At 44.7% G+C, this 18,181-nt stretch carries 20 protein-coding genes and 1 rRNA gene; 14 read left to right on the top strand and 7 right to left on the bottom strand.

Annotated features, from left to right (window positions below; translation table 11 throughout):
- Positions 1–55 precede the first annotated feature (55 nt).
- Entirely contained in the window at positions 56–784 is a 729-nt protein-coding gene (locus G6R11_RS20985; protein ID WP_163135138.1) for an ABC transporter substrate-binding protein, read from the top strand.
- A 43-nt stretch (positions 785–827) separates the two neighbouring features.
- Here G6R11_RS20985 and cysS read toward each other — a convergent pair whose 3' ends face one another.
- The gene (cysS, locus tag G6R11_RS20980; protein ID WP_163135136.1) at positions 828–2,207 is read right to left on the bottom strand and encodes a cysteine--tRNA ligase; all 1,380 of its coding nucleotides are present in this window, start codon (positions 2,205–2,207) and stop codon (positions 828–830) included.
- A gap of 153 nt (positions 2,208–2,360) precedes the next feature.
- On the opposite strand from cysS, the gene G6R11_RS20975 reads away from it, so the two are divergent.
- The 3 genes from G6R11_RS20975 (at position 2,361) to G6R11_RS20965 (ending at position 4,403) form a co-directional block, all read left to right on the top strand.
- On the top strand, positions 2,361–2,858 hold the full coding sequence (locus G6R11_RS20975) for a peptidylprolyl isomerase (RefSeq protein ID WP_163135134.1): 498 nt from the start codon (positions 2,361–2,363) through the stop codon (positions 2,856–2,858).
- A 6-nt stretch (positions 2,859–2,864) separates the two neighbouring features.
- The gene (locus G6R11_RS20970) at positions 2,865–3,614 is read left to right on the top strand and encodes a UDP-2,3-diacylglucosamine diphosphatase (protein WP_163135133.1); all 750 of its coding nucleotides are present in this window, start codon (positions 2,865–2,867) and stop codon (positions 3,612–3,614) included.
- Between the two features lie 192 nt (positions 3,615–3,806).
- Positions 3,807–4,403, top strand: coding sequence for a Yip1 family protein (locus G6R11_RS20965; protein WP_163135132.1), 597 nt, complete (start codon positions 3,807–3,809; stop codon positions 4,401–4,403).
- A gap of 59 nt (positions 4,404–4,462) precedes the next feature.
- Here the strand turns inward: G6R11_RS20965 and rluB are convergent, their stop codons facing one another.
- From rluB to G6R11_RS20940, 5 genes are read right to left on the bottom strand one after another with little or no spacing between them, the layout of a single operon-like run.
- Positions 4,463–5,323 (bottom strand): 23S rRNA pseudouridine(2605) synthase RluB, encoded by an 861-nt coding sequence (gene rluB, locus G6R11_RS20960; protein WP_040306893.1) that lies wholly within the window; start codon positions 5,321–5,323, stop codon positions 4,463–4,465.
- 26 nt (positions 5,324–5,349) lie between these two features.
- Positions 5,350–5,901, bottom strand: coding sequence for an SMC-Scp complex subunit ScpB (gene scpB / locus G6R11_RS20955; RefSeq protein WP_163135131.1), 552 nt, complete (start codon positions 5,899–5,901; stop codon positions 5,350–5,352).
- Positions 5,894–6,712, bottom strand: coding sequence for a ScpA family protein (locus tag G6R11_RS20950; RefSeq protein ID WP_163135130.1), 819 nt, complete (start codon positions 6,710–6,712; stop codon positions 5,894–5,896). Before G6R11_RS20950 ends, scpB begins: the two co-directional genes overlap by 8 nt.
- The gene (locus G6R11_RS20945; RefSeq protein ID WP_016400687.1) at positions 6,712–7,332 is read right to left on the bottom strand and encodes an L-threonylcarbamoyladenylate synthase; all 621 of its coding nucleotides are present in this window, start codon (positions 7,330–7,332) and stop codon (positions 6,712–6,714) included. Before G6R11_RS20945 ends, G6R11_RS20950 begins: the two co-directional genes overlap by 1 nt.
- Before the next feature lie 23 nt (positions 7,333–7,355).
- The gene (locus G6R11_RS20940; RefSeq protein ID WP_163135129.1) at positions 7,356–8,198 is read right to left on the bottom strand and encodes a PHP domain-containing protein; all 843 of its coding nucleotides are present in this window, start codon (positions 8,196–8,198) and stop codon (positions 7,356–7,358) included.
- A 242-nt stretch (positions 8,199–8,440) separates the two neighbouring features.
- On the opposite strand from G6R11_RS20940, the gene G6R11_RS20935 reads away from it, so the two are divergent.
- The 10 genes from G6R11_RS20935 to galU all read left to right on the top strand — a co-directional run bounded on the left by G6R11_RS20935 (position 8,441) and on the right by galU (position 17,438).
- Complete coding sequence (locus tag G6R11_RS20935; RefSeq protein ID WP_163135128.1) at positions 8,441–10,024, top strand: anthranilate synthase component 1; 1,584 nt, start codon at positions 8,441–8,443, stop codon at positions 10,022–10,024.
- Entirely contained in the window at positions 10,014–10,610 is a 597-nt protein-coding gene (locus G6R11_RS20930) for an aminodeoxychorismate/anthranilate synthase component II (RefSeq protein ID WP_163135126.1), read from the top strand. Before G6R11_RS20935 ends, G6R11_RS20930 begins: the two co-directional genes overlap by 11 nt.
- Positions 10,610–11,614: an anthranilate phosphoribosyltransferase gene (gene trpD / locus G6R11_RS20925; RefSeq protein ID WP_163135124.1), complete on the top strand. Its 1,005-nt coding sequence runs from the start codon at positions 10,610–10,612 to the stop codon at positions 11,612–11,614. The genes G6R11_RS20930 and trpD overlap by 1 nt, the downstream gene beginning before the upstream one ends.
- Positions 11,611–12,993, top strand: coding sequence for a bifunctional indole-3-glycerol-phosphate synthase TrpC/phosphoribosylanthranilate isomerase TrpF (trpCF, locus tag G6R11_RS20920; RefSeq protein ID WP_163135122.1), 1,383 nt, complete (start codon positions 11,611–11,613; stop codon positions 12,991–12,993). Before trpD ends, trpCF begins: the two co-directional genes overlap by 4 nt.
- Positions 12,994–13,043: 50 nt before the next feature.
- Positions 13,044–14,234 carry a tryptophan synthase subunit beta gene (gene trpB, locus G6R11_RS20915; RefSeq protein ID WP_163135120.1) on the top strand — a complete coding sequence of 397 codons (1,191 nt, stop codon included), beginning with the start codon at positions 13,044–13,046 and terminating at the stop codon, positions 14,232–14,234.
- Entirely contained in the window at positions 14,234–15,040 is an 807-nt protein-coding gene (trpA, locus tag G6R11_RS20910) for a tryptophan synthase subunit alpha (protein WP_163135118.1), read from the top strand. Before trpB ends, trpA begins: the two co-directional genes overlap by 1 nt.
- Positions 15,041–15,110: 70 nt before the next feature.
- Positions 15,111–15,671, top strand: a complete 561-nt coding sequence (locus G6R11_RS20905) for a septation protein A (protein ID WP_163135116.1) — start codon at positions 15,111–15,113, stop codon at positions 15,669–15,671.
- 4 nt (positions 15,672–15,675) lie between these two features.
- Positions 15,676–15,975 carry a YciI family protein gene (locus tag G6R11_RS20900; RefSeq protein WP_163135101.1) on the top strand — a complete coding sequence of 100 codons (300 nt, stop codon included), beginning with the start codon at positions 15,676–15,678 and terminating at the stop codon, positions 15,973–15,975.
- Positions 15,976–16,099: 124 nt separating this feature from the next.
- The gene (locus G6R11_RS20895; protein ID WP_163135099.1) at positions 16,100–16,372 is read left to right on the top strand and encodes a ComEA family DNA-binding protein; all 273 of its coding nucleotides are present in this window, start codon (positions 16,100–16,102) and stop codon (positions 16,370–16,372) included.
- Positions 16,373–16,541: 169 nt separating this feature from the next.
- Positions 16,542–17,438 (top strand): UTP--glucose-1-phosphate uridylyltransferase GalU, encoded by an 897-nt coding sequence (galU, locus tag G6R11_RS20890; RefSeq protein WP_163135097.1) that lies wholly within the window; start codon positions 16,542–16,544, stop codon positions 17,436–17,438.
- A 524-nt stretch (positions 17,439–17,962) separates the two neighbouring features.
- Here galU and rrf read toward each other — a convergent pair.
- Positions 17,963–18,078 (bottom strand): 5S ribosomal RNA (rrf, locus tag G6R11_RS20885).
- Between the last annotated feature and the right edge of the window lie 103 nt (positions 18,079–18,181).

The following is an 18,181-nucleotide window of genomic DNA, read 5'->3' as shown; positions in this document are numbered from 1 at the left end:
GCAACTTAATCAAAAGTAAGCTAATTTAAACAAAGGGACTTGATTAGGATTACTTATGCTCCACCGTTACTTACTCTTACTTTGCTTTGCCTTAGCGTTTACTGCTCGTGCAGAAAACGTAAGCTTTGTAACGGAAAACCTGCGCCCTTTTAACTACGTAGAAGATGCCCACCTCACCGGTATTTCGGTCGAATTGTTACGCTTAGTGTGGCAAGAGATGGGCGAAGATCCGCAGCCTATCAAAATGCAAACCTGGGAAAAAGCTTACTACTTGTTACAACACCGCCCTAATATGGCTTTGTTTCTCACCATGCGTAGTCCCCGCAGAGAGCATATGTTCCACTGGGCTTGCCCAATTACTACCTCCGATATCAAGCTGATAGCTTTAAAATCTCGAGCTATAAAAATTGATGAAATAGGTCCAAATTCGAAGCTTTTATTTGGTGCGATGAAAGCCAGCGTAGGTGAGCAACTATTGCTCTACAAAGGTGTGGAGTTTGAACAAATATCACTAACAGAAGATTTAGAAAAAGCCTTACGCATGTTAAAGCGTGAGCGAGTTGATGTAATAGCCTCTGAACCAGAAGTAATTGAGCAAACAGCTAGAGCCTTAGGCTTTGAGGGCGAACTATTTGAACCGGTGCATCAACTGGGTAAATTGGAGGGCTGCTATGCATTTAGCCAAGGTACCAATCAAGATTACCTAAAGCGCTTTAGAGCCGCTCTCAGCAAAGTCACCGCTGGGGAGCAGTATCAGAACTTGTTAAAGAAATACCACATGTAAAAAAGGCAGCCTAGGCTGCCTTTTTATTCTCTGTATGTCTTACTTAAGCTTTGCGCCAGGTGGTGCCTGCAGCGCCGTCTTCCAGTACAATGCCCATCTCAGTTAAGCGATTACGAGCAATATCCGCCGCCGCCCAGTCTTTATCAGCTCGAGCTTGATTACGCGCTGCAATCAAGGCTTCAATTTCAGCCACTTCACTATCGTGCTCACCTTGCAAAAAGGTTTCTACGTCTTGCGTTAAAATGCCTAACACTGCGCTTAGCTCCAGCAATAAGCTCGCATACTGCCCAGCTAAAGCCACATCGCTTTCTTTAACACGGTTAATTTCTTTAGCTAGCTCAAACAATACTGGTAGCGCTTCTGGCGTATTAAAGTCATCATCCATGGCCGCTTTAAACGGTTCGCGGTAGGCGTTTGCCACTTGCTCGTCAATCGCCACCAGCTCAATACCGCGTAAAGCCGTATACAAGCGCTCTAGTGCAGAACGAGATTGCTTTAGATTGTCTTCTGAATAGTTCAGTTGGCTACGGTAATGACCGGATAACAAGAAGTAACGTACTGTCTCGGGGTCATATACTTCTAATACATCTTTAATAGTGAAGAAGTTACCCAAAGACTTAGACATTTTTTCTTTGTTCACCTGAACCATGCCGGAGTGCATCCAGTAGTTCACGTAATTGGTTTTGTGGGCACAGCACGATTGGGCGATTTCGTTTTCATGATGTGGGAAAGCTAAATCGGAACCACCGCCGTGAATGTCAAATACCTCGCCTAGGTGCTTCATGTTCATTGCTGAACATTCAATATGCCAGCCAGGGCGCCCCTTGCCCCATGGAGAATCCCACATTGGCTCGCCCGGTTTAGCGCTTTTCCACAATACAAAATCTAAAGGATTACGCTTGTCTTCTTCCACTTCTACACGCGCGCCAGCTTGTAGCATTTCTAAATTCTGTAAGCTAAGCTTGCCGTAATCAGCAAAGGTATTGACTTCAAACAATACATCACCGCTGTCTGCAACATAGGCATGGCCATTAGCGATCAGCTTTTCTATTACTTCGATAATTTCTGGCATATGCGTTGTAACACGAGGCTCAATATCTGGGCGTAGCATATTCAGCGCATCGAAGTCAGCATGCATGGCTTTAGTAAAGCGCTCGGTTAAGGCATCACAGCTTTCACCGTTTTCAGCAGCACGCTTAATGATTTTGTCATCCACATCAGTGATGTTACGAACAAAATTAAGCTCATAGCCCGACCAACGTAAGTAGCGAGCCACAGTATCAAAGGCCACAAAGGTGCGCGCGTGGCCAATGTGACAGTAGTCGTAAATGGTAACTCCACAAACATACATACCCACTTTGCCTTCTACTAAGGGCTTAAACGCTTGTTTCTTGCGGGTTAAAGTATTGTATATCTGTAACATCTAATCGGTTTCCTGTTCCATTTACTGACTGCTTACTAAGGTTGGCTATTCTAACACTGCGCTTGAGGAAAAACAGCCGAATTAAGCACTGTGACTAGTCAGTAGAGATGGGAAAGTTTAGAATCGGTGCACTTACCAAAAAAGGGTGAAAAAATGGTTACTTTACATACAAATTTTGGCGACATCGTAGTTAAACTAAATTCTAGCGAAGCACCAGAAACAGCCGCTAACTTTCTTGCTTATGCAAAAGATGGTTTTTACAACGACACTATCTTTCACCGCGTAATCGACGGTTTTATGGTTCAAGGCGGTGGCTTTGCATCAGGCATGGAAGAAAAAGAAACTAAAGCGCCAATTAAAAACGAAGCAAACAACGGTTTGTCTAACAAAACCGGCACCTTGGCAATGGCTCGCACCATGGACCCTCACTCAGCATCAGCACAGTTTTTCATTAACGTGAATGACAACACTTTCCTAGATTTCAAATCAGAAACCAGCGAAGGTTGGGGTTACTGCGTATTTGGTGAAGTGGTAGAAGGCATGGATATAGTTAACAAAATCAAAGGTGTAGATACTGGTAACTTTGGTTATGTTCACTCAGACGTTCCACTAGAAGAAGTACTTATCACTTCTGTAAGTGTTTCGGAATAAGCCTACGTGCACACCTATTTCATTTCAGATTTACATCTAAGTGAAGATCGGCCTGACATTATTCAGGCCTTTCTCGACTTTTTACAGCAACAAGCGCCTGAGGCCGAAGCTCTATACATTTTGGGCGATCTGTTCGAATTTTGGATTGGCGATGACGATAAAACCCCAGTTGCTAAACAAGTGGAGCAAGCGCTAAAAGCCTTGTCTGATAAAGGTGTGCCAAGCTACTTCATTCACGGTAATCGTGATTTTATGGTAGGCAAAGCTTACGCTGAACGCTGTGGCATGACCTTACTGGAAGAAGAAAAGCTGGTTGAACTGTACGGTCAGAAAGTCTTAATTCTACACGGCGACACCCTGTGTACTGACGATGTCGGTTATCAAGAATACCGCGAAGTAACTCAAAAGCTTTGGCTAAGACGCTTGTTTTTATTATTGCCTTTATTTGTTCGACAAAAAATTGCCAATAAAATCCGTAGCAAAAGCAAACAAGCCAACACCAGTAAATCGCTAGGGATTATGGATGTTAACCAACAAGCTGTTGAACAACGCTTTGAACAGCAGCCTATAGACTACATGATCCACGGCCATACCCATCGACCAGATATCCACTCTATTAAACAAGCCGATAACACAAGCAAGTACCGTGTAGTACTTGGTGATTGGTATCAACAAATGAGTGTATTGAAGATTGATCCAAATGGCGTAGAACTTAGCGCTAATGGTCAGCTTCAGAAGCTTGAGCTTGGTCAATAATTTAAACATTAAGCACTAGCACTTTGCTTAGGTGATTTGTTCATAAACCAAGCCAAGCGCTTGAATACTCTACTCTTACCCTAACTCCCAGCAGAATCGTTTAATTAATAAACTACTTGACGATTACATAGACATCGCGCATAACTTAATTATTAATGTTGCATTAATGTTAATTTTAGCGAGGACGCGCCTATGTTATTTAGTCATGTTTGGGGACTAGCTTCACATACAAAAGAAGAATGGCAAGACATTGACAAGCACCACGAAGGGATCGGAGCGAGCTTGTCGCACTTACTACTTATGGCACTTATTCCAGCCATTTGTGGTTACTTTTCGACCGTGCACATTGGTTGGAAGGTGGGAGCAAATAGCTTCTCCTTAACCAGCGACAGTGCCATTTTCATGTCTGTGGCCATGTACGCAGCCATGGTTACCGTGGTGTTGTGTTTAGCTTATGCAGCGCTTTGGATGGCAAAAACCTTTAATACCGATACCTCATATCAACAAACTCTTGAGCTGTCCGCCTACGTAGCAACACCAATTTACATGGTGGGTTTTGCCGCCCTTTATCCAGAACCTTGGTTTGTTATGGTGGCGGGCCTAGTTGGCGTAACTTACGCAGTATATTTGCTCTACACCGGAGTGCCGATCATTATGCACATCCCTGAAGAGCGCGGTTTTATCTTTGCCAGTAGCTTAGTCACTGTGGGTTTGGTGATGTTAGTGACCGTACTTATTTCTACGGTTATTTTATGGTCTAGCGGCGCAGGTCCCATTTTTGCGAACTGACTATAAAACGCCAATAAAAAAAGCTCGCTATTAAGCGAGCTTTTTTTATGACTAAGAGACTACTTTAAGCGTCTTCTTTTTGCCGCTTGGCTTTGAGTACGAGAGCGATGTTTACGCACTGACTTTCTGATGCGTTGGGTACTGCGAACACGATCCTCTACCTTAATAATCGTATTCTCTTCTTTGTTTAGCTGTACCAACTTACGTAAGTAGTTTACCTGATCTAAAGGCATTTCTTGCCAGCCGCTGCGTGGTAAACCTTTAGGTAAAGGAATAAGCCCGTAGCGAACCCGAATCAAACGGCTCACTTGCATACCTTGCGATTCCCACATTCTACGCACTTCGCGGTTTCGTCCCTCGCTTAAAGTGACTGAGTACCACTGATTTATACCCTCGCCGCCTTGGCGCTTAACCGTGGTAAATGCCGCGCGGCCATCTTCTAGCTCAACACCGGTGCGAAGATTACGAATCACTTCATCATCTACGTCACCAAATACACGTACTGCGTATTCGCGTTCAACTTCAAAGCTTGGATGCATTAAACGGTTGGCTAACTCACCATCGGTAGTAAATAACAATAAACCAGAGGTATTGATATCTAAGCGGCCTACCGCAATCCAGCGACCATGTTGCAAACGTGGTAAACGGTCAAATACGGTTTCTCGTCCTTCTGGATCATTGCGAGAACAGATTTCTCCTTCAGACTTATGGTAAGCCAATACTCGACAAATGGTGTCTTCGACTTTTTGAATGTCGATGATGCGGCCATCCACCCTTACTTCAACCCCTTCTTCGATGCGATCACCTAAAGTGGCAATACTCCCATCTACGCTTACTCTCCCTGCGTCAATTACAGCTTCCATCTCACGACGTGAGCCTAAACCGCTACGGGCCAGGACTTTTTGAAGTTTTTCACTCATATTTCTTATCCGGGTGGTAATGTGCGCTAAGTCTGAAAGTCTTGCGGCAGTTTTTCAAGTAAAGATTGATCTAATTCTGGCAAATCAGCCAGATCTTTCAAACCAAAGTAATCTAAGAAGCTCACAGTTGTAGCAAACAAGGTAGGACGACCAGGAATTTCTTTATGTCCAATGCTGCGGATCCAATTGCGCTCTTTTAATACACTAATAATGTGGCTGCTTACCGCCACTCCCCTAATCGCTTCTATTTCTCCGCGAGTAATGGGTTGGCGGTATGCGATTAAGGTGAGAGTTTCTAGCATTGCCCGGCTAAATTTTGGCGCTTTTTCAGCCCATAAATTTGCCAGTTGCGGGGCATACTCTTGCCGCGCTCTAAATTGAAACCCTGATGCGGTTTCTGCTAACTCAATACCTGAATCTTGATAGCGCTGTGACAACTCTTCAAGAACCATGTTCACTTGTGCTTTGGCTAAGCCAACATCTGCTAGCACAGTAGTTTGCAATTCTTTAACACTAAGCGGTCTTCCCGCCACAAACAAGGCAGCTTCAACTAACTTGACTAAATTAGGTTTAGCCATGCTCAAAAATCTCCGCATCTACTAATAATACTTGAATAGGCTGCAAGGGCTGGCTTTGTACACACTTGATGTAGCCTTCCTTTACCAGCTCAAGTATTGCCAGAAAGCTAACCACCAAGCCACTGCGCCCCTCTTCCAATGAAAACAACTGACTAAATTCAACAAACTGGTGCTGCTGCAACTTAGCTAAAATATCGCTCATTCGTTGCCGCGTAGACAGTTTTTCGCGCTTAATTTCGTGATGCTCAAAGTTGGCCACTCGCTGGGCAATACCGCGTATTGCTTCAATAAGTTCATCCATTGCCACCTCTGGATAAATCACGTTAACCGGCAGGTTATCAGGTCGCTCAATGGATGCGGTATACGTATCGCGTTGCTGTCTGGGTAAGCTGTCGACTTTTTCGGTGGCGTCTTTGTAAAGCTCATACTCTTGAAGGCGCCGAATAAGCTCTGCTCTCGGGTCTTCTTCGGCTTGCTCATGCTCTTGAACAGGCAGCAAACTGCGCGATTTAATTTCGGTTAATAGCGCCGCCATCACCAAATACTCGGCTGCCAACTCGAGTTTAAGCATGCGCATCGCTTCAATATAATCCATATATTGCTGGGTAATCGCCAATACAGGTAAGTGCTCGATATCCAGCTTTTGTTTGCGGATCAGGTATAACAATAAATCTAAGGGTCCTTCAAACTGCTCTAAAATCACCTCCATGGCATCCGGTGGAATAAACAAATCCTCCGGAATATCTAGCCAAGGTTCACCGTTAACGCTGGCCAGTGTTAACTGATGAGTGGGAGAAGCATTGTCAGACATTATTCAAAGGGGCTCGTATCGCCTGAGCCACTGCGCAATATTTCGGGTTCATCTTCAGAAAGGTCAATTACCGTTGTAGGCTGCTCACCTAAATAACCGCCATTCACAATTAAATCCACTTGATGTTCCAGTAGGTCTCTAATTTGTTCTGGATCGGACTCGGTGTAATCGTTGCCTGGCAAAATTAAACTTGATGACATCAAGGGTTCGCCTAAAGCCTCTAACATAGCCAAAGCTATCTTGTTATCTGGAACCCGAATACCTATGGTTTTACGCTTAGGATTAAGCAGGCGACGCGGAACTTCTTTGGTGCCTTTAAAAATAAAGGTATATGGCCCCGGGGTATTATTGCGAAGTAAACGATAGGCCTGATTACCTACTCGCGCGTATTCAGAGAGTTCAGATAAATCGCGACACATTAAGGTGAAGTGGTGGTTCTTATCCAATTGGCGAATTCTGCAAATCCGCTCTAACGCGGCTTTATCACCGATATGGCAGCCAATGGCATAACCAGAATCCGTGGGATAGATCACCACTCCGCCCTGCTGAATATGATTAGCCGCTTGATTCATCAAACGCTGTTGAGGGTTGTCGGGGTGTACATAGAAAAATTGACTCATAACTGTCCCTGCTATTTTGGGGCCTAGCGAGTGGATTCAGGAGAGAAGCCAGGCCACTGTTGCCAAATCGCTTGGCACTTTTCTGGTAATTGTAAGCCTCTACCTAATTCGCGCCAAGGAGAGGGATGATGAAAATCAGAACCTTGAGAAGCCGCTAAACCATTTTGCTCGGCTAGTTCGGCAAGCCACTGCAATTGATCTTTAGACATTTGCGGCATTGCCACTTCTACGCCGTCGCCGCCCAATTCGGCAAACTCGGCCAACAGCTTACGCACCCATTTATTGGACAAATCGTAGTGCGTGGGGTGAGCTAACACAGCAACGCCGCCAGCTTGGTGGATAATGTCGATTGCATCTCCCATGCTCATCCAATTGTTAGGTACATAACCGGTATTGCCTCGACTTAAATATTTATCAAACACTTTATTAAAATTAGCCGCTATTCCGCGCTCTACCAACACCTTAGCAAAATGAGAACGAGTAATAGGTGCGCTGCCTGCTATTTGCTTGGCATCCTCATACACATTGTCTATTCCAGCCTTAGCTAAGCGGCGGCTCATTTCTTTAGCCCTTACTTCACGCTTATCACGTTGCTCCAGCAGCTGCTCTTGCAAGCCTTGGTGGGTAATGTCTAGGTTAAGGCCAACAATGTGAATATCGAAGGCATGCCATGCGGTGGAAATTTCGGTACCCGTGATAATTTGCAAGTGCTTAGCGCTGGCTTGCGCTTCAGCAATGCCGGCGGTGGTATCGTGGTCGGTAATGGCCAATACGTCGACTTGCATGTTTTCGGCACGCATTACTATTTCTGTTGGGCTTAAGCCACCATCAGAGGCAGTAGTATGGCAATGCAAATCAAATCGCATTAAATTTCCTAAATTTTTTCTTGACTTGGTTATGTCATTTACAGTTAACTTAGTCTATCAAAATGACTAGGAATAAGCATGACAACTTTTCTTCTTACCAACAAATCTTGGTGGTGGCGCACTCCGAAATAAACGGGTGTGAGTTGTTGTATTTCCAATACATTGAACAGAACAACAAAAAGCCCGCTTAACGCGGGCTTTTTTTATATTTGCGCTACGGCCTTAACGAGGAGTAACGAACCATGAGTAATCACCCTAGGGTGCAGCTAAGCAACAAATTAATTGATGCGAGCTACGTGCTTGACCCACTAAGCTTATATCAAGAGCTTTGCAAAGAAAGTCAGCACAATGTATTGCTAGAATCTTGCGAGATAGACAGTAAAGAAAACCTGCAAAGTTTAATTTTGGCCGATGCAGCGTTGAAGATTACCTGTAAAGGTCGCCAAGTGACTTTTACTGCAGTATCACTCAACGGTAAAGCGGTTATCTCGGCCATTGTAGAACACAGTGATAAAGCCTTAATCACCGAACACAGTGCAACTCATCTGGTTTTAGATTACCCACTCCCAGCTGCTAATTTAGACGAAGACTCCCGATTAAAAGCTAGCTCACCGGTTGATGCGCTACGTTTAATTACCACGCTTTATGGCGAGCTCGCCTCTCACGATAAAGGCGTTTTTATCGGCGGCGTATTTGCTTATGATTTCATCGCCAGCTTTGAGCAATTGCAAGAGGTGGCCGAAAGCACCAATATTTGCCCTGATTACCAATTCTACCTCGCCGAAACATTGCTACTCATTGACCACCAAGAACAAGTTACTCACTTAATTGGCTCGGTATACGACGATGGCGAACAAGCTAGAATAAATCAGCGTTTAGCCCATTTGGTAGAATTATGTGAGCATAAAAATCACCAACAAGCGCAACCAGATTTTAGTGATTACCAAGGAAAAATTGAAGCCGACATAAGCGACCGCGACTTCTGCCAAAATGTAGAAACCATGAAAGACTACATTCGCCAAGGCGACATTTTCCAAGTTGTTCCATCACGCAGCTTTAAACTCTCTTGTCCCGATAGCCTCGCCGCTTACCGCGAACTAAAGATCACCAACCCTAGCCCTTACATGTTCTATCTACAAGACAGCGAATTTGTATTGTTTGGCGCCTCTCCAGAAAGTGCTATTAAGTACTCTAGCCATAATCGCGATGTTGAAATTTACCCAATTGCCGGCACTCGTAAACGCGGTTTTAATGCCGATGGCTCAATCAATCAAGACTTAGACGGACGACTAGAGCTAGAGCTACGCCTAGACAAAAAAGAGACCGCCGAACACATAATGCTGGTTGACTTGGCTCGTAACGATGTTGCTCGCATTAGTGAGCCAGGTACTCGCCACGTAGCCGACTTACTAAAAGTAGACCGTTACAGCCACGTAATGCATTTGGTATCGCGAGTGGTAGGCACTTTACGCAGTGATCTAGATGCACTGCATGCCTACCAAGCGTGTATGAATATGGGAACCCTAGTGGGCGCGCCTAAAATTCGTGCTTCAGAGTTAATTCGCCAAGTTGAGCAACAACGCCGAGGCAGTTATGGCGGAGCGGTAGGTTATCTTGCAGGTAACGGCGACATGGACAGCTGTATCGTTATTCGTTCTGCTTTTGTTAAAGATCAGGTCGCACATGTTCAAGCTGGTGCTGGTGTGGTGTATGATTCACTGCCTCAAGCCGAAGCAGATGAAACCCGAAACAAAGCAGCAGCGGTGCTAAACGCAATAGCCCGTGCTCACGGTTCAACTTTGAAGGATGTTAGCCATGACTCATAGTGTATTTTTGCTCGATAACTTTGACTCGTTCACTTACAACCTTGTTGATCAGTTTCGCAGCCAAGGCTTAGATGTGAGCATCTACCGCAATCACTTAAGCGCCAAAGAAATTAAGCAGCATATTGATGATAGCCCTACACCACCGGTATTGGTGTTATCACCGGGGCCTGGTAACCCACAGCAAGCAGGCTGTATGTTAGAGCTAATTGATTTGTGTAAAGGTGAAGTACCCATTATTGGTATTTGCCTAGGTCATCAAGCCCTAGTAGAAAGCTATGGCGGCGTAGTGGGTAAAGCTGATGAAATTGTGCATGGTAAGTCATCGGCTATTGAGCACGACAACCGCTTAATATTTGAAGGTTTAACTAACCCTCTACCGGTTGCGCGTTATCACTCCTTGGTAGCTACCTCGATGCCTGAAGGCGTAGTGGTCAATGCCCACTACCAAAAAATGCCAATGGCAATCATTAACGAGCAAGACAAGGTTATTGGTTTTCAATTTCACCCAGAATCCATTTTAACCAGCGAAGGGGCAACACTGTTAGCCCGCAGCCTAGACTGGGCCACCCAACAGGAGCAAGCATAATGCAGGCTATTTTAGAGCAGCTATATCAAGGACAAGATTTAAGCATTGAACAAGCACAGCAAGTGTTCAGTCAGGTTATTCAAGGTGAAGTAGAGCCGATTATTTTATCTTCACTGTTAACCGCGCTAAAAATTAAAGGCGAACAACCGCAGGAAATTGCCGGTGCAGCCAAAGCCTTGCTTGCCAACGCTGCGCCTTTCCCAAGCCCTGAATACGACTTTGCAGATATTGTTGGCACAGGCGGTGATGGCCACAACACCATTAATATCTCAACCACTTCAGCCTTTGTGGCTGCAAGCCTTGGGGTTAAAGTTGCCAAACACGGTAACCGCAGCGTATCGAGTAAATCAGGCTCTTCCGATCTGTTGGCAGCTCTAGGCATTAATATTCAAATGACACCAGATACTGCGCGAAAATGTTTAGATGAGTTAGGCCTGTGCTTCTTGTTTGCTCCGCAATACCACGCAGGCGTACGCCATGCAATGCCAGTGCGACAAACCTTAAAAACTCGCACCATATTTAATGTATTGGGCCCGCTAATTAACCCGGCTCACCCAAGCATGGAAGTGATGGGTGTTTACGACCCTGCGCTTATTTCACCGATAGCCCACACCTTGCAACAACTAGGCATGAAAAAAGCCATGGTAGTTCACGGCGCTGGCTTAGACGAAGTAGCCATTCATGGTGAAACGCAAATTGCAGAAATAAGTGGCGACACAATCACTGAATACACTTTAAGCCCAGCAGACTTTGGCGTTGAGCAAGCAGCACTAGAAGCCATTAAAGGTGGCACGCCTGAAGAAAACAAAGCCATTACCCTGCAATTACTTCAAGGTAAGGCCAGCACTGCCCAACAAGCTGCAGTGGCAGTAAACGTTGCTTTGTTGCTTAAGCTTGCTGGTAAAGCAGACGATGTAGCACAAGGCGTACAAATGGCCTTAGATGAAATGGCCTCGGGCCGACCACTTACCTTAGCGAACCAATTGGCGGAGATGAGTCAGTGAGCCAAGCAGAAACAAAACAAGCCACCATTCTAGATAAAATTGTGGCAGATAAAGAAATTTGGTTGGCCGAGCGCATGCTAAACCAAGCATTAGAAAGCTTTATCAATCAAGTTGAACCCTCTGAACGCAGCTTCTATCAAGCGCTATCTGGTGCGCCAGCTAAATTCATTCTTGAATGTAAAAAGGCCTCTCCTTCAAAAGGTTTGATTCGCCCAGAGTTCGATTTAGATCTAATTGCCGGTGTTTACAAAAACTATGCTGCAGCCATTTCTGTGCTTACCGATACTAAGTACTTCCAAGGTGAGTTTGACTACGTGACTCAAGTGCGAGAGCAGGTTGAGCAGCCAGTTCTTTGTAAAGACTTCTTCATTGACGAATACCAAATCTACCTAGCGCGTTATCATAAAGCCGATGCCATCTTACTGATGCTATCGGTATTGGATGACAACGAGTACCGCTTGCTAGCCGAAGTTGCTCATAAACTGAACATGGGCGTACTTACCGAAGTAAGCAACCAAGAAGAACTTGAGCGCGCCATTGATCTAAATGCAAAAGTTATCGGTATTAACAACCGAAACTTGCGTGACTTATCGATAACTTTAGATAGAACACCAGAGCTGGCAAAACAAATTCCTGAAGATAGGATCATCATCTCAGAGTCCGGTATTTATCAGCACCAACAAGTGCGTGAATTGGCTAAATACGCCGACGGCTTTTTAGTGGGTAGCTCGCTCATGAGCCAAGATGACGTAGACATGGCCTGTCGCAAGCTTATTTTGGGCGAAAACAAGGTGTGTGGATTAACCCGCGAGCAAGACGTGCAGGCCGTTTATCAAGCAGGCGCAGTATATGGCGGCCTAATTTTCGCTGAGAAGTCACCGCGCTGCGTAAGCCTAGCCCAGGCAGAAAAGCTCGCTCAAGCAGCTCCGCTTAACTTTGTAGGTGTATTTGTAAATAGCTCGGTTGAAGAAGTGGCAACCATTGCCAATAAACTCAAATTGCACGCCGTTCAGTTGCATGGCAGCGAAGACCAACAATATATTGCAGAGTTAAAAACCAAACTTAATAACAGCTTAGTTTGGAAAGCGCTAGGGGTGAGTGATGCCCTGCCAGAAGCACCCAATAATGCCGACAAAATTTTGTTCGACAGTAAAGTGGCCGACCAATGTGGCGGCACCGGACAAACCTTCAACTGGCAACTATTAGGTGAGCACAGCCACGGTGCGATGCTAGCAGGCGGTATAAGCCCAAGCAACATCCAAGATGCGCTAGCCTACGCCGCTGCAGGCTTAGATTTAAACTCCGGTGTTGAGCAAACACCAGGCGTTAAAGACCCAGCAAAAATTAATGCTGCGTTTGAACAGATTAGACAGTACTAGTCTCAAGAGATTAGTCACCGTTAACCATTATTAACGAATAAGAGTCAACAATGAGTAAATTAAATTCATATTTCGGCGAGTTTGGTGGGCAGTTTGTGCCACAAATTTTAGTGCCAGCACTCGACCAGCTAGAACAAGCGTTTATTGATGCCCAAGAAGACCCAGACTTTTTAGAAGAGTTTAATGGCCTACTAAGCGAATATGCCGGCAGACCAACTCCGCTAACCCTGTGCCGCAATTTAACTGCCGGTACTAAAACTAAAATCTACCTAAAGCGTGAAGACTTGCTGCATGGCGGTGCCCATAAAACCAACCAAGTACTTGGTCAGGCATTGCTTGCTAAGCGTATGGGCAAAAAAGAAATCATTGCTGAAACAGGTGCTGGCCAACATGGCGTAGCAACCGCGTTAGCCTGTGCCCTACTTGGCCTTAAGTGTCGTGTTTACATGGGTGCCATTGACTGTGAACGCCAAAAGCCAAATGTGTTCAGAATGAAGCTGATGGGCGCAGAAGTTATTCCTGTGCATAGTGGTTCTTCAACCCTGAAAGATGCCTGTAACGAAGCATTACGTGACTGGGCTGCCAGTTACGACAGCGCTCACTACCTACTAGGTACCGCGGCTGGCCCTCACCCATTCCCAACCATTGTGCGTGAGTTCCAGAAAATGATTGGCGAAGAAGCCAAGCAACAAATTCTTGAAACTGAAGGTCGTCTACCTGACGCAGTCATTGCTTGTGTTGGTGGTGGCTCAAACGCCATTGGCATGTTTGCCGACTTCATTAAAGAAGAAGAGGTAAAACTAATTGGTGTTGAACCTGCTGGTAAAGGCATTGACACCGACCAACACGGCGCACCGCTTAAACACGGTCGTAAAGGTATGTTCTTTGGTATGCATTCATTATTGATGCAAGATCCAAACGGTCAAATTGAAGAGTCTTATTCAATTTCAGCTGGCTTAGATTTTCCGTCAGTGGGTCCGCAACACGCTCACTTAAGCGCCATTGGCAGAGCGGATTATGAATCAGCAACTGATGAGGAAGCTTTAGAAGCCTTCCAAGTTTTAGCTGAATGTGAAGGAATCATTCCGGCTCTTGAATCTGCTCACGCCTTAGCTTACGCGCTTAAATTAGCGAAGCAAGATAAAGACAAAGAACAAATTTTGTTAGTAAATCTATCTGGCCGTGGCGACAAAGACATCTTCACCGTAGCCGAAATATTCGAACAAAGAGGAAGCTTATAATGACGCAACGTTACGCTAACCTATTCGAGCAATTAGCTAGCCAACAACAAGGCGCCTTTGTTCCCTTTGTTACACTTGGCGATCCAGATTTAGAGCAATCGCTAGCAATTGTTGATGCCTTAGTTGAAGGTGGTGCTGATGCACTAGAGTTGGGTATTCCTTTCTCTGATCCGGTAGCCGATGGACCAACTATTCAAGGTGCAAATGTACGTGCTCTAGCGGCTGATGTAACACCACCGAAGTGTTTAGAGATGCTAAGTGCCATTCGCAAAAAACACCCACAAGTACCTATTGGCCTGCTGCTTTACGCTAACTTGGTTTATTCAACTGGCATTGACTCTTTCTATCAAAAGCTAGCCGCTGCAGGAGTAGACTCGGTGCTAGTGGCAGACGTGCCTATTCGTGAATCAGCGCCATTTAGAGAAGCCGCCGATAAACATGACTTACAAAGCATCTTTATTGCGCCACCAAACGCTGATGAAGCTACTTTAGCCAAAGTGGCTGAATATGGACAAGGTTATACCTACCTCGTTAGCCGAGCAGGCGTTACTGGCACAGAGACTAAAGCAGGCGCACCAGTGGGAGAGCTGTTAAACAAGCTTAAGCAACATAATGCGCCGCCAGCCTTACTGGGTTTTGGCATAGCTACGCCTCAGCAGGTTAAAGAAACCATTCAAGCTGGAGCAGCTGGCGCTATTTCTGGCTCAGCCGTGGTTAAAATCATCGAAAACAACCTCGATGACAAAGTCCAAATGCTTGCTACACTTAAGCAGTTTGCCAGTGACATGAAAGCGGCTACCGTTTAGCTAAAGATCTTGCTACTATCAAAAGCCGCTTTTTAGCGGCTTTTTTATTAACAGCTGGCGCTGAGGAACTATGAAACAATTTTTCGAGTTTATCCCTTTAATTATTTTTTTCGCTGTATATAAGATGCAAGATATTTACGCGGCAACTCTTGCATTAATTATCTCTACAGCAGTGTTATTGGCTATTTCATACATCAAAAACAAAAAAGTTGAGAAAATGCATCTCATCTCCTTTGTACTTATTTTAGTATTTGGTGGCTTAACTTTAATTCTGCGCGATGACGACTTCATCAAATGGAAACCTACCGTTATTAATTGGATATTTGGCTTAGTGCTTCTAGTCAGCCAGTTTGCATTTGGTAGTCCGCTTATCAAAAAAATGCTTGGCAAGGAAATGACGCTGCCAGACGATGTTTGGTCCAAAGTGAACGTGGCCTGGGCATTATTCTTTATCGCCTGTGGAACGCTAAACCTCTACATTGCCTTTAGCTTCTCAGAGGAGTTTTGGGTTAACTTTAAGGTGTTCGGTTTACTTGGATTAACCTTGGTATTCACGGTGGGTACGGTGGTTTACCTATATAAGCATTTGCCAAAAGAACAACAAGAATCACTGACTGAGAAAAAGGATTAATCGCATGTGGTATGTAATCTACGCTGAAGACGTTGCCAATAGCTTGGATAAACGCAAGCAAGCTCGTCCCGCTCACTTAGAGCGTTTAAACACCTTACTAAATGAAGGTCGACTATTGGTTGCTGGTCCAATGCCAGCTATTGATGCTGAAGACCCAGCTGAAGCTGGTTTTACCGGCTCAACAGTCATCGCTGAGTTTGAAAGCTTGGCTGATGCAAAGGCCTGGGCAGATGCCGACCCTTATGTGGCTGCTGGCGTTTACGCACAGGTAAGCGTAAAACCTTTCAAAAAAGTACTTCCTTAATCTAATTGGGCGAGCTATCGCCCAATTGTCATCTTAGCGTCACAATTTAGCCCAAATGAGTGATTCGCATATAAAACATATCTTCTACGGTTATTCATGGTTTTATCAAAAAGGAGAATAAACCATGAAGTTAATTCAGCTGGCACTGGTGCTTGTATTTAGTTTAATCAATATACAATCAGCCATAGCTAATGAAAATTTAACACCTGTCAACTTAAATACCGCCAGCGCAGAACAGCTAGACTCACTTAAAGGCGTTGGAGAATCGAAATCAACTGCTATCGTTCAATACCGCCAGCAACATGGAGACTTCAAGAACATTGAACAAATTGTGTTAGTGCCAGGTATTGGTGAAAGAATCTATTTGGATAACAAAGACAGGATTTACGTAGACTAATTAGTTCATTTTAGCATCGTCCGTAGCTCGCAGTTACTGCGAGGGCGATAGCTTCTCCACCTCAAAAAAACATCAGCTGTGTACCTATTCGCAAATATCTCAATTTAAAATGTCATTTTGGCATGTTACAGTGCACGGGCATTTAACCTTACTTTTCAAGAGACTGAAAATGACCCAACAAGTACGAAAAGCTGTACTGCCGGTAGCAGGATTAGGAACAAGGATGCTGCCCGCCACCAAAGCCATCCCAAAAGAGATGTTACCGATCGTAGATAAGCCGCTGATTCAATATGTTGTGCAAGAAGCAATATCTGCAGGTATTAAAGAGATCATTTTAGTAACCCACTCTAGTAAGAACTCTATAGAAAACCATTTTGATACCAGCTTCGAGCTAGAAGCCACATTAGAGAAAAGGGTAAAACGTCAGCTGCTAAATGAAGTTCGGTCAATTTGCCCCAGAGACGTTACCATCATGCACATTCGTCAAGGCGTCGCAAAAGGCCTCGGACACGCAATCCTATGTGCTCATCCTTTAATAGGTGACGAACCCTTTGCTGTCCTTCTACCCGATGTTGTGCTCGATGATTCAACCTCAGATCTCCGCACCGAAAACTTAGCTGACATGGTAACTAAGTTTAACCAAACAGGCTCGAGCCAAGTTATGGTTGAAGCCGTCGCCAAAGAGGACGTAAGTAAATTTGGTATCGTAGACATCGATGGTAAGAAGCTAAAACCTGGTGAATCTTCGGATATGATAGGCTCAGTAGAGAAACCAGCGATTGAAGAGGCTCCTTCAAACTTAGCGGTTGTTGGCCGCTATGTGCTATCAGCTCAAATATGGAAAGAATTAGAAAGAACTGCTCCTGGTGCTGGTGACGAAATCCAACTTACTGATGCCATTGCAAGCTTGATGGAAAAAGAAGCCACGCAAGCTTATTACATGGTAGGTAAAAGCCATGACTGTGGCAGTAAGTTTGGCTATATGAAAGCCATTGTTGAATTTGGCTTACGCCATCCGGAGTTAAGAGATCGCTTTAAGAAGTATCTTTCTGAGTTAAAGCTATAAGCTCTATAGAGCTAAATTAGTTCTCAAAAAAGCTTGTTATCTAACAGGCTTTTTTTATTTGATTACTACAGGCCATAAATCCGAATATTCTCTCAATGCTCTGATTAAACACGCTAGCTTCGCTAAATTGAACTCGATTAAATCCCTAATGCATTTACTTACTAAAATACTTTAATCAACTATTCAGTCCTAACGTTATCTTCTCTGACACCACTCAGCCTCATCCCCTCTTACACTTTAAATAGCTAAGCCCTGATATTCATCGTTCACTAGGCTAGGTGTTACTCGCTGGACAGCGGCTTCGAATTTAAGCATTGATGATTTGAGTGAGCGCGCTAGCCTCGCAAAGAAGCTAGCCAAGCGTAATCATTGGTCGACCTTGTATGTGCAGGAGAGTGAGGTGCTAGAGCCGGTAGAGTCATAGCGCCTTAAAAAGGCTAAATGCAGATAGGGTATAAAGAGCGAAGCGATAAACCGCAGGCAATAAAAAAGCCCTCGTCATAAGACGAGGGCTTAGTATGAGAGCCTGGCAGTGACCTACTTTCACATGGGGAAGCCCCACACTATCATCGGCGCAGTTGCGTTTCACTTCTGAGTTCGGCATGGAATCAGGTGGGTCCACAACGCTATTGCCACCAGGCAAAAACTGTTGTCTTTAACATTCGAAAAAGCTGAAACATCTCATGAGTACAACAAGTATTCATGGTTTCTAAATAAGGTATCTATAAGCAACACCCTTTAGG

Source organism: Agarivorans sp. Alg241-V36, from assembly GCF_900537085.1.
In the GTDB taxonomy this organism is placed as follows: domain Bacteria; phylum Pseudomonadota; class Gammaproteobacteria; order Enterobacterales; family Celerinatantimonadaceae; genus Agarivorans.
Note: the sequence above shows the minus strand (reverse complement) of the source record. Positions and strands in the feature narration are given on the sequence as shown.

Coding starts and splice junctions, on each gene's coding strand:
- G6R11_RS20985 (WP_163135138.1), top strand. CDS start 56: ATGCTCCACCGTTACTTACTCTTACTTTGCTTTGCCTTAGCGTTTACT.
- cysS (WP_163135136.1), bottom strand. CDS start 2,207: ATGTTACAGATATACAATACTTTAACCCGCAAGAAACAAGCGTTTAAG.
- G6R11_RS20975 (WP_163135134.1), top strand. CDS start 2,361: ATGGTTACTTTACATACAAATTTTGGCGACATCGTAGTTAAACTAAAT.
- G6R11_RS20965 (WP_163135132.1), top strand. CDS start 3,807: ATGTTATTTAGTCATGTTTGGGGACTAGCTTCACATACAAAAGAAGAA.
- rluB (WP_040306893.1), bottom strand. CDS start 5,323: ATGAGTGAAAAACTTCAAAAAGTCCTGGCCCGTAGCGGTTTAGGCTCA.
- scpB (WP_163135131.1), bottom strand. CDS start 5,901: ATGGCTAAACCTAATTTAGTCAAGTTAGTTGAAGCTGCCTTGTTTGTG.
- G6R11_RS20950 (WP_163135130.1), bottom strand. CDS start 6,712: ATGTCTGACAATGCTTCTCCCACTCATCAGTTAACACTGGCCAGCGTT.
- G6R11_RS20945 (WP_016400687.1), bottom strand. CDS start 7,332: ATGAGTCAATTTTTCTATGTACACCCCGACAACCCTCAACAGCGTTTG.
- G6R11_RS20940 (WP_163135129.1), bottom strand. CDS start 8,198: ATGCGATTTGATTTGCATTGCCATACTACTGCCTCTGATGGTGGCTTA.
- G6R11_RS20935 (WP_163135128.1), top strand. CDS start 8,441: ATGAGTAATCACCCTAGGGTGCAGCTAAGCAACAAATTAATTGATGCG.
- G6R11_RS20930 (WP_163135126.1), top strand. CDS start 10,014: ATGACTCATAGTGTATTTTTGCTCGATAACTTTGACTCGTTCACTTAC.
- trpD (WP_163135124.1), top strand. CDS start 10,610: ATGCAGGCTATTTTAGAGCAGCTATATCAAGGACAAGATTTAAGCATT.
- trpB (WP_163135120.1), top strand. CDS start 13,044: ATGAGTAAATTAAATTCATATTTCGGCGAGTTTGGTGGGCAGTTTGTG.
- trpA (WP_163135118.1), top strand. CDS start 14,234: ATGACGCAACGTTACGCTAACCTATTCGAGCAATTAGCTAGCCAACAA.
- G6R11_RS20905 (WP_163135116.1), top strand. CDS start 15,111: ATGAAACAATTTTTCGAGTTTATCCCTTTAATTATTTTTTTCGCTGTA.
- G6R11_RS20900 (WP_163135101.1), top strand. CDS start 15,676: ATGTGGTATGTAATCTACGCTGAAGACGTTGCCAATAGCTTGGATAAA.
- G6R11_RS20895 (WP_163135099.1), top strand. CDS start 16,100: ATGAAGTTAATTCAGCTGGCACTGGTGCTTGTATTTAGTTTAATCAAT.
- galU (WP_163135097.1), top strand. CDS start 16,542: ATGACCCAACAAGTACGAAAAGCTGTACTGCCGGTAGCAGGATTAGGA.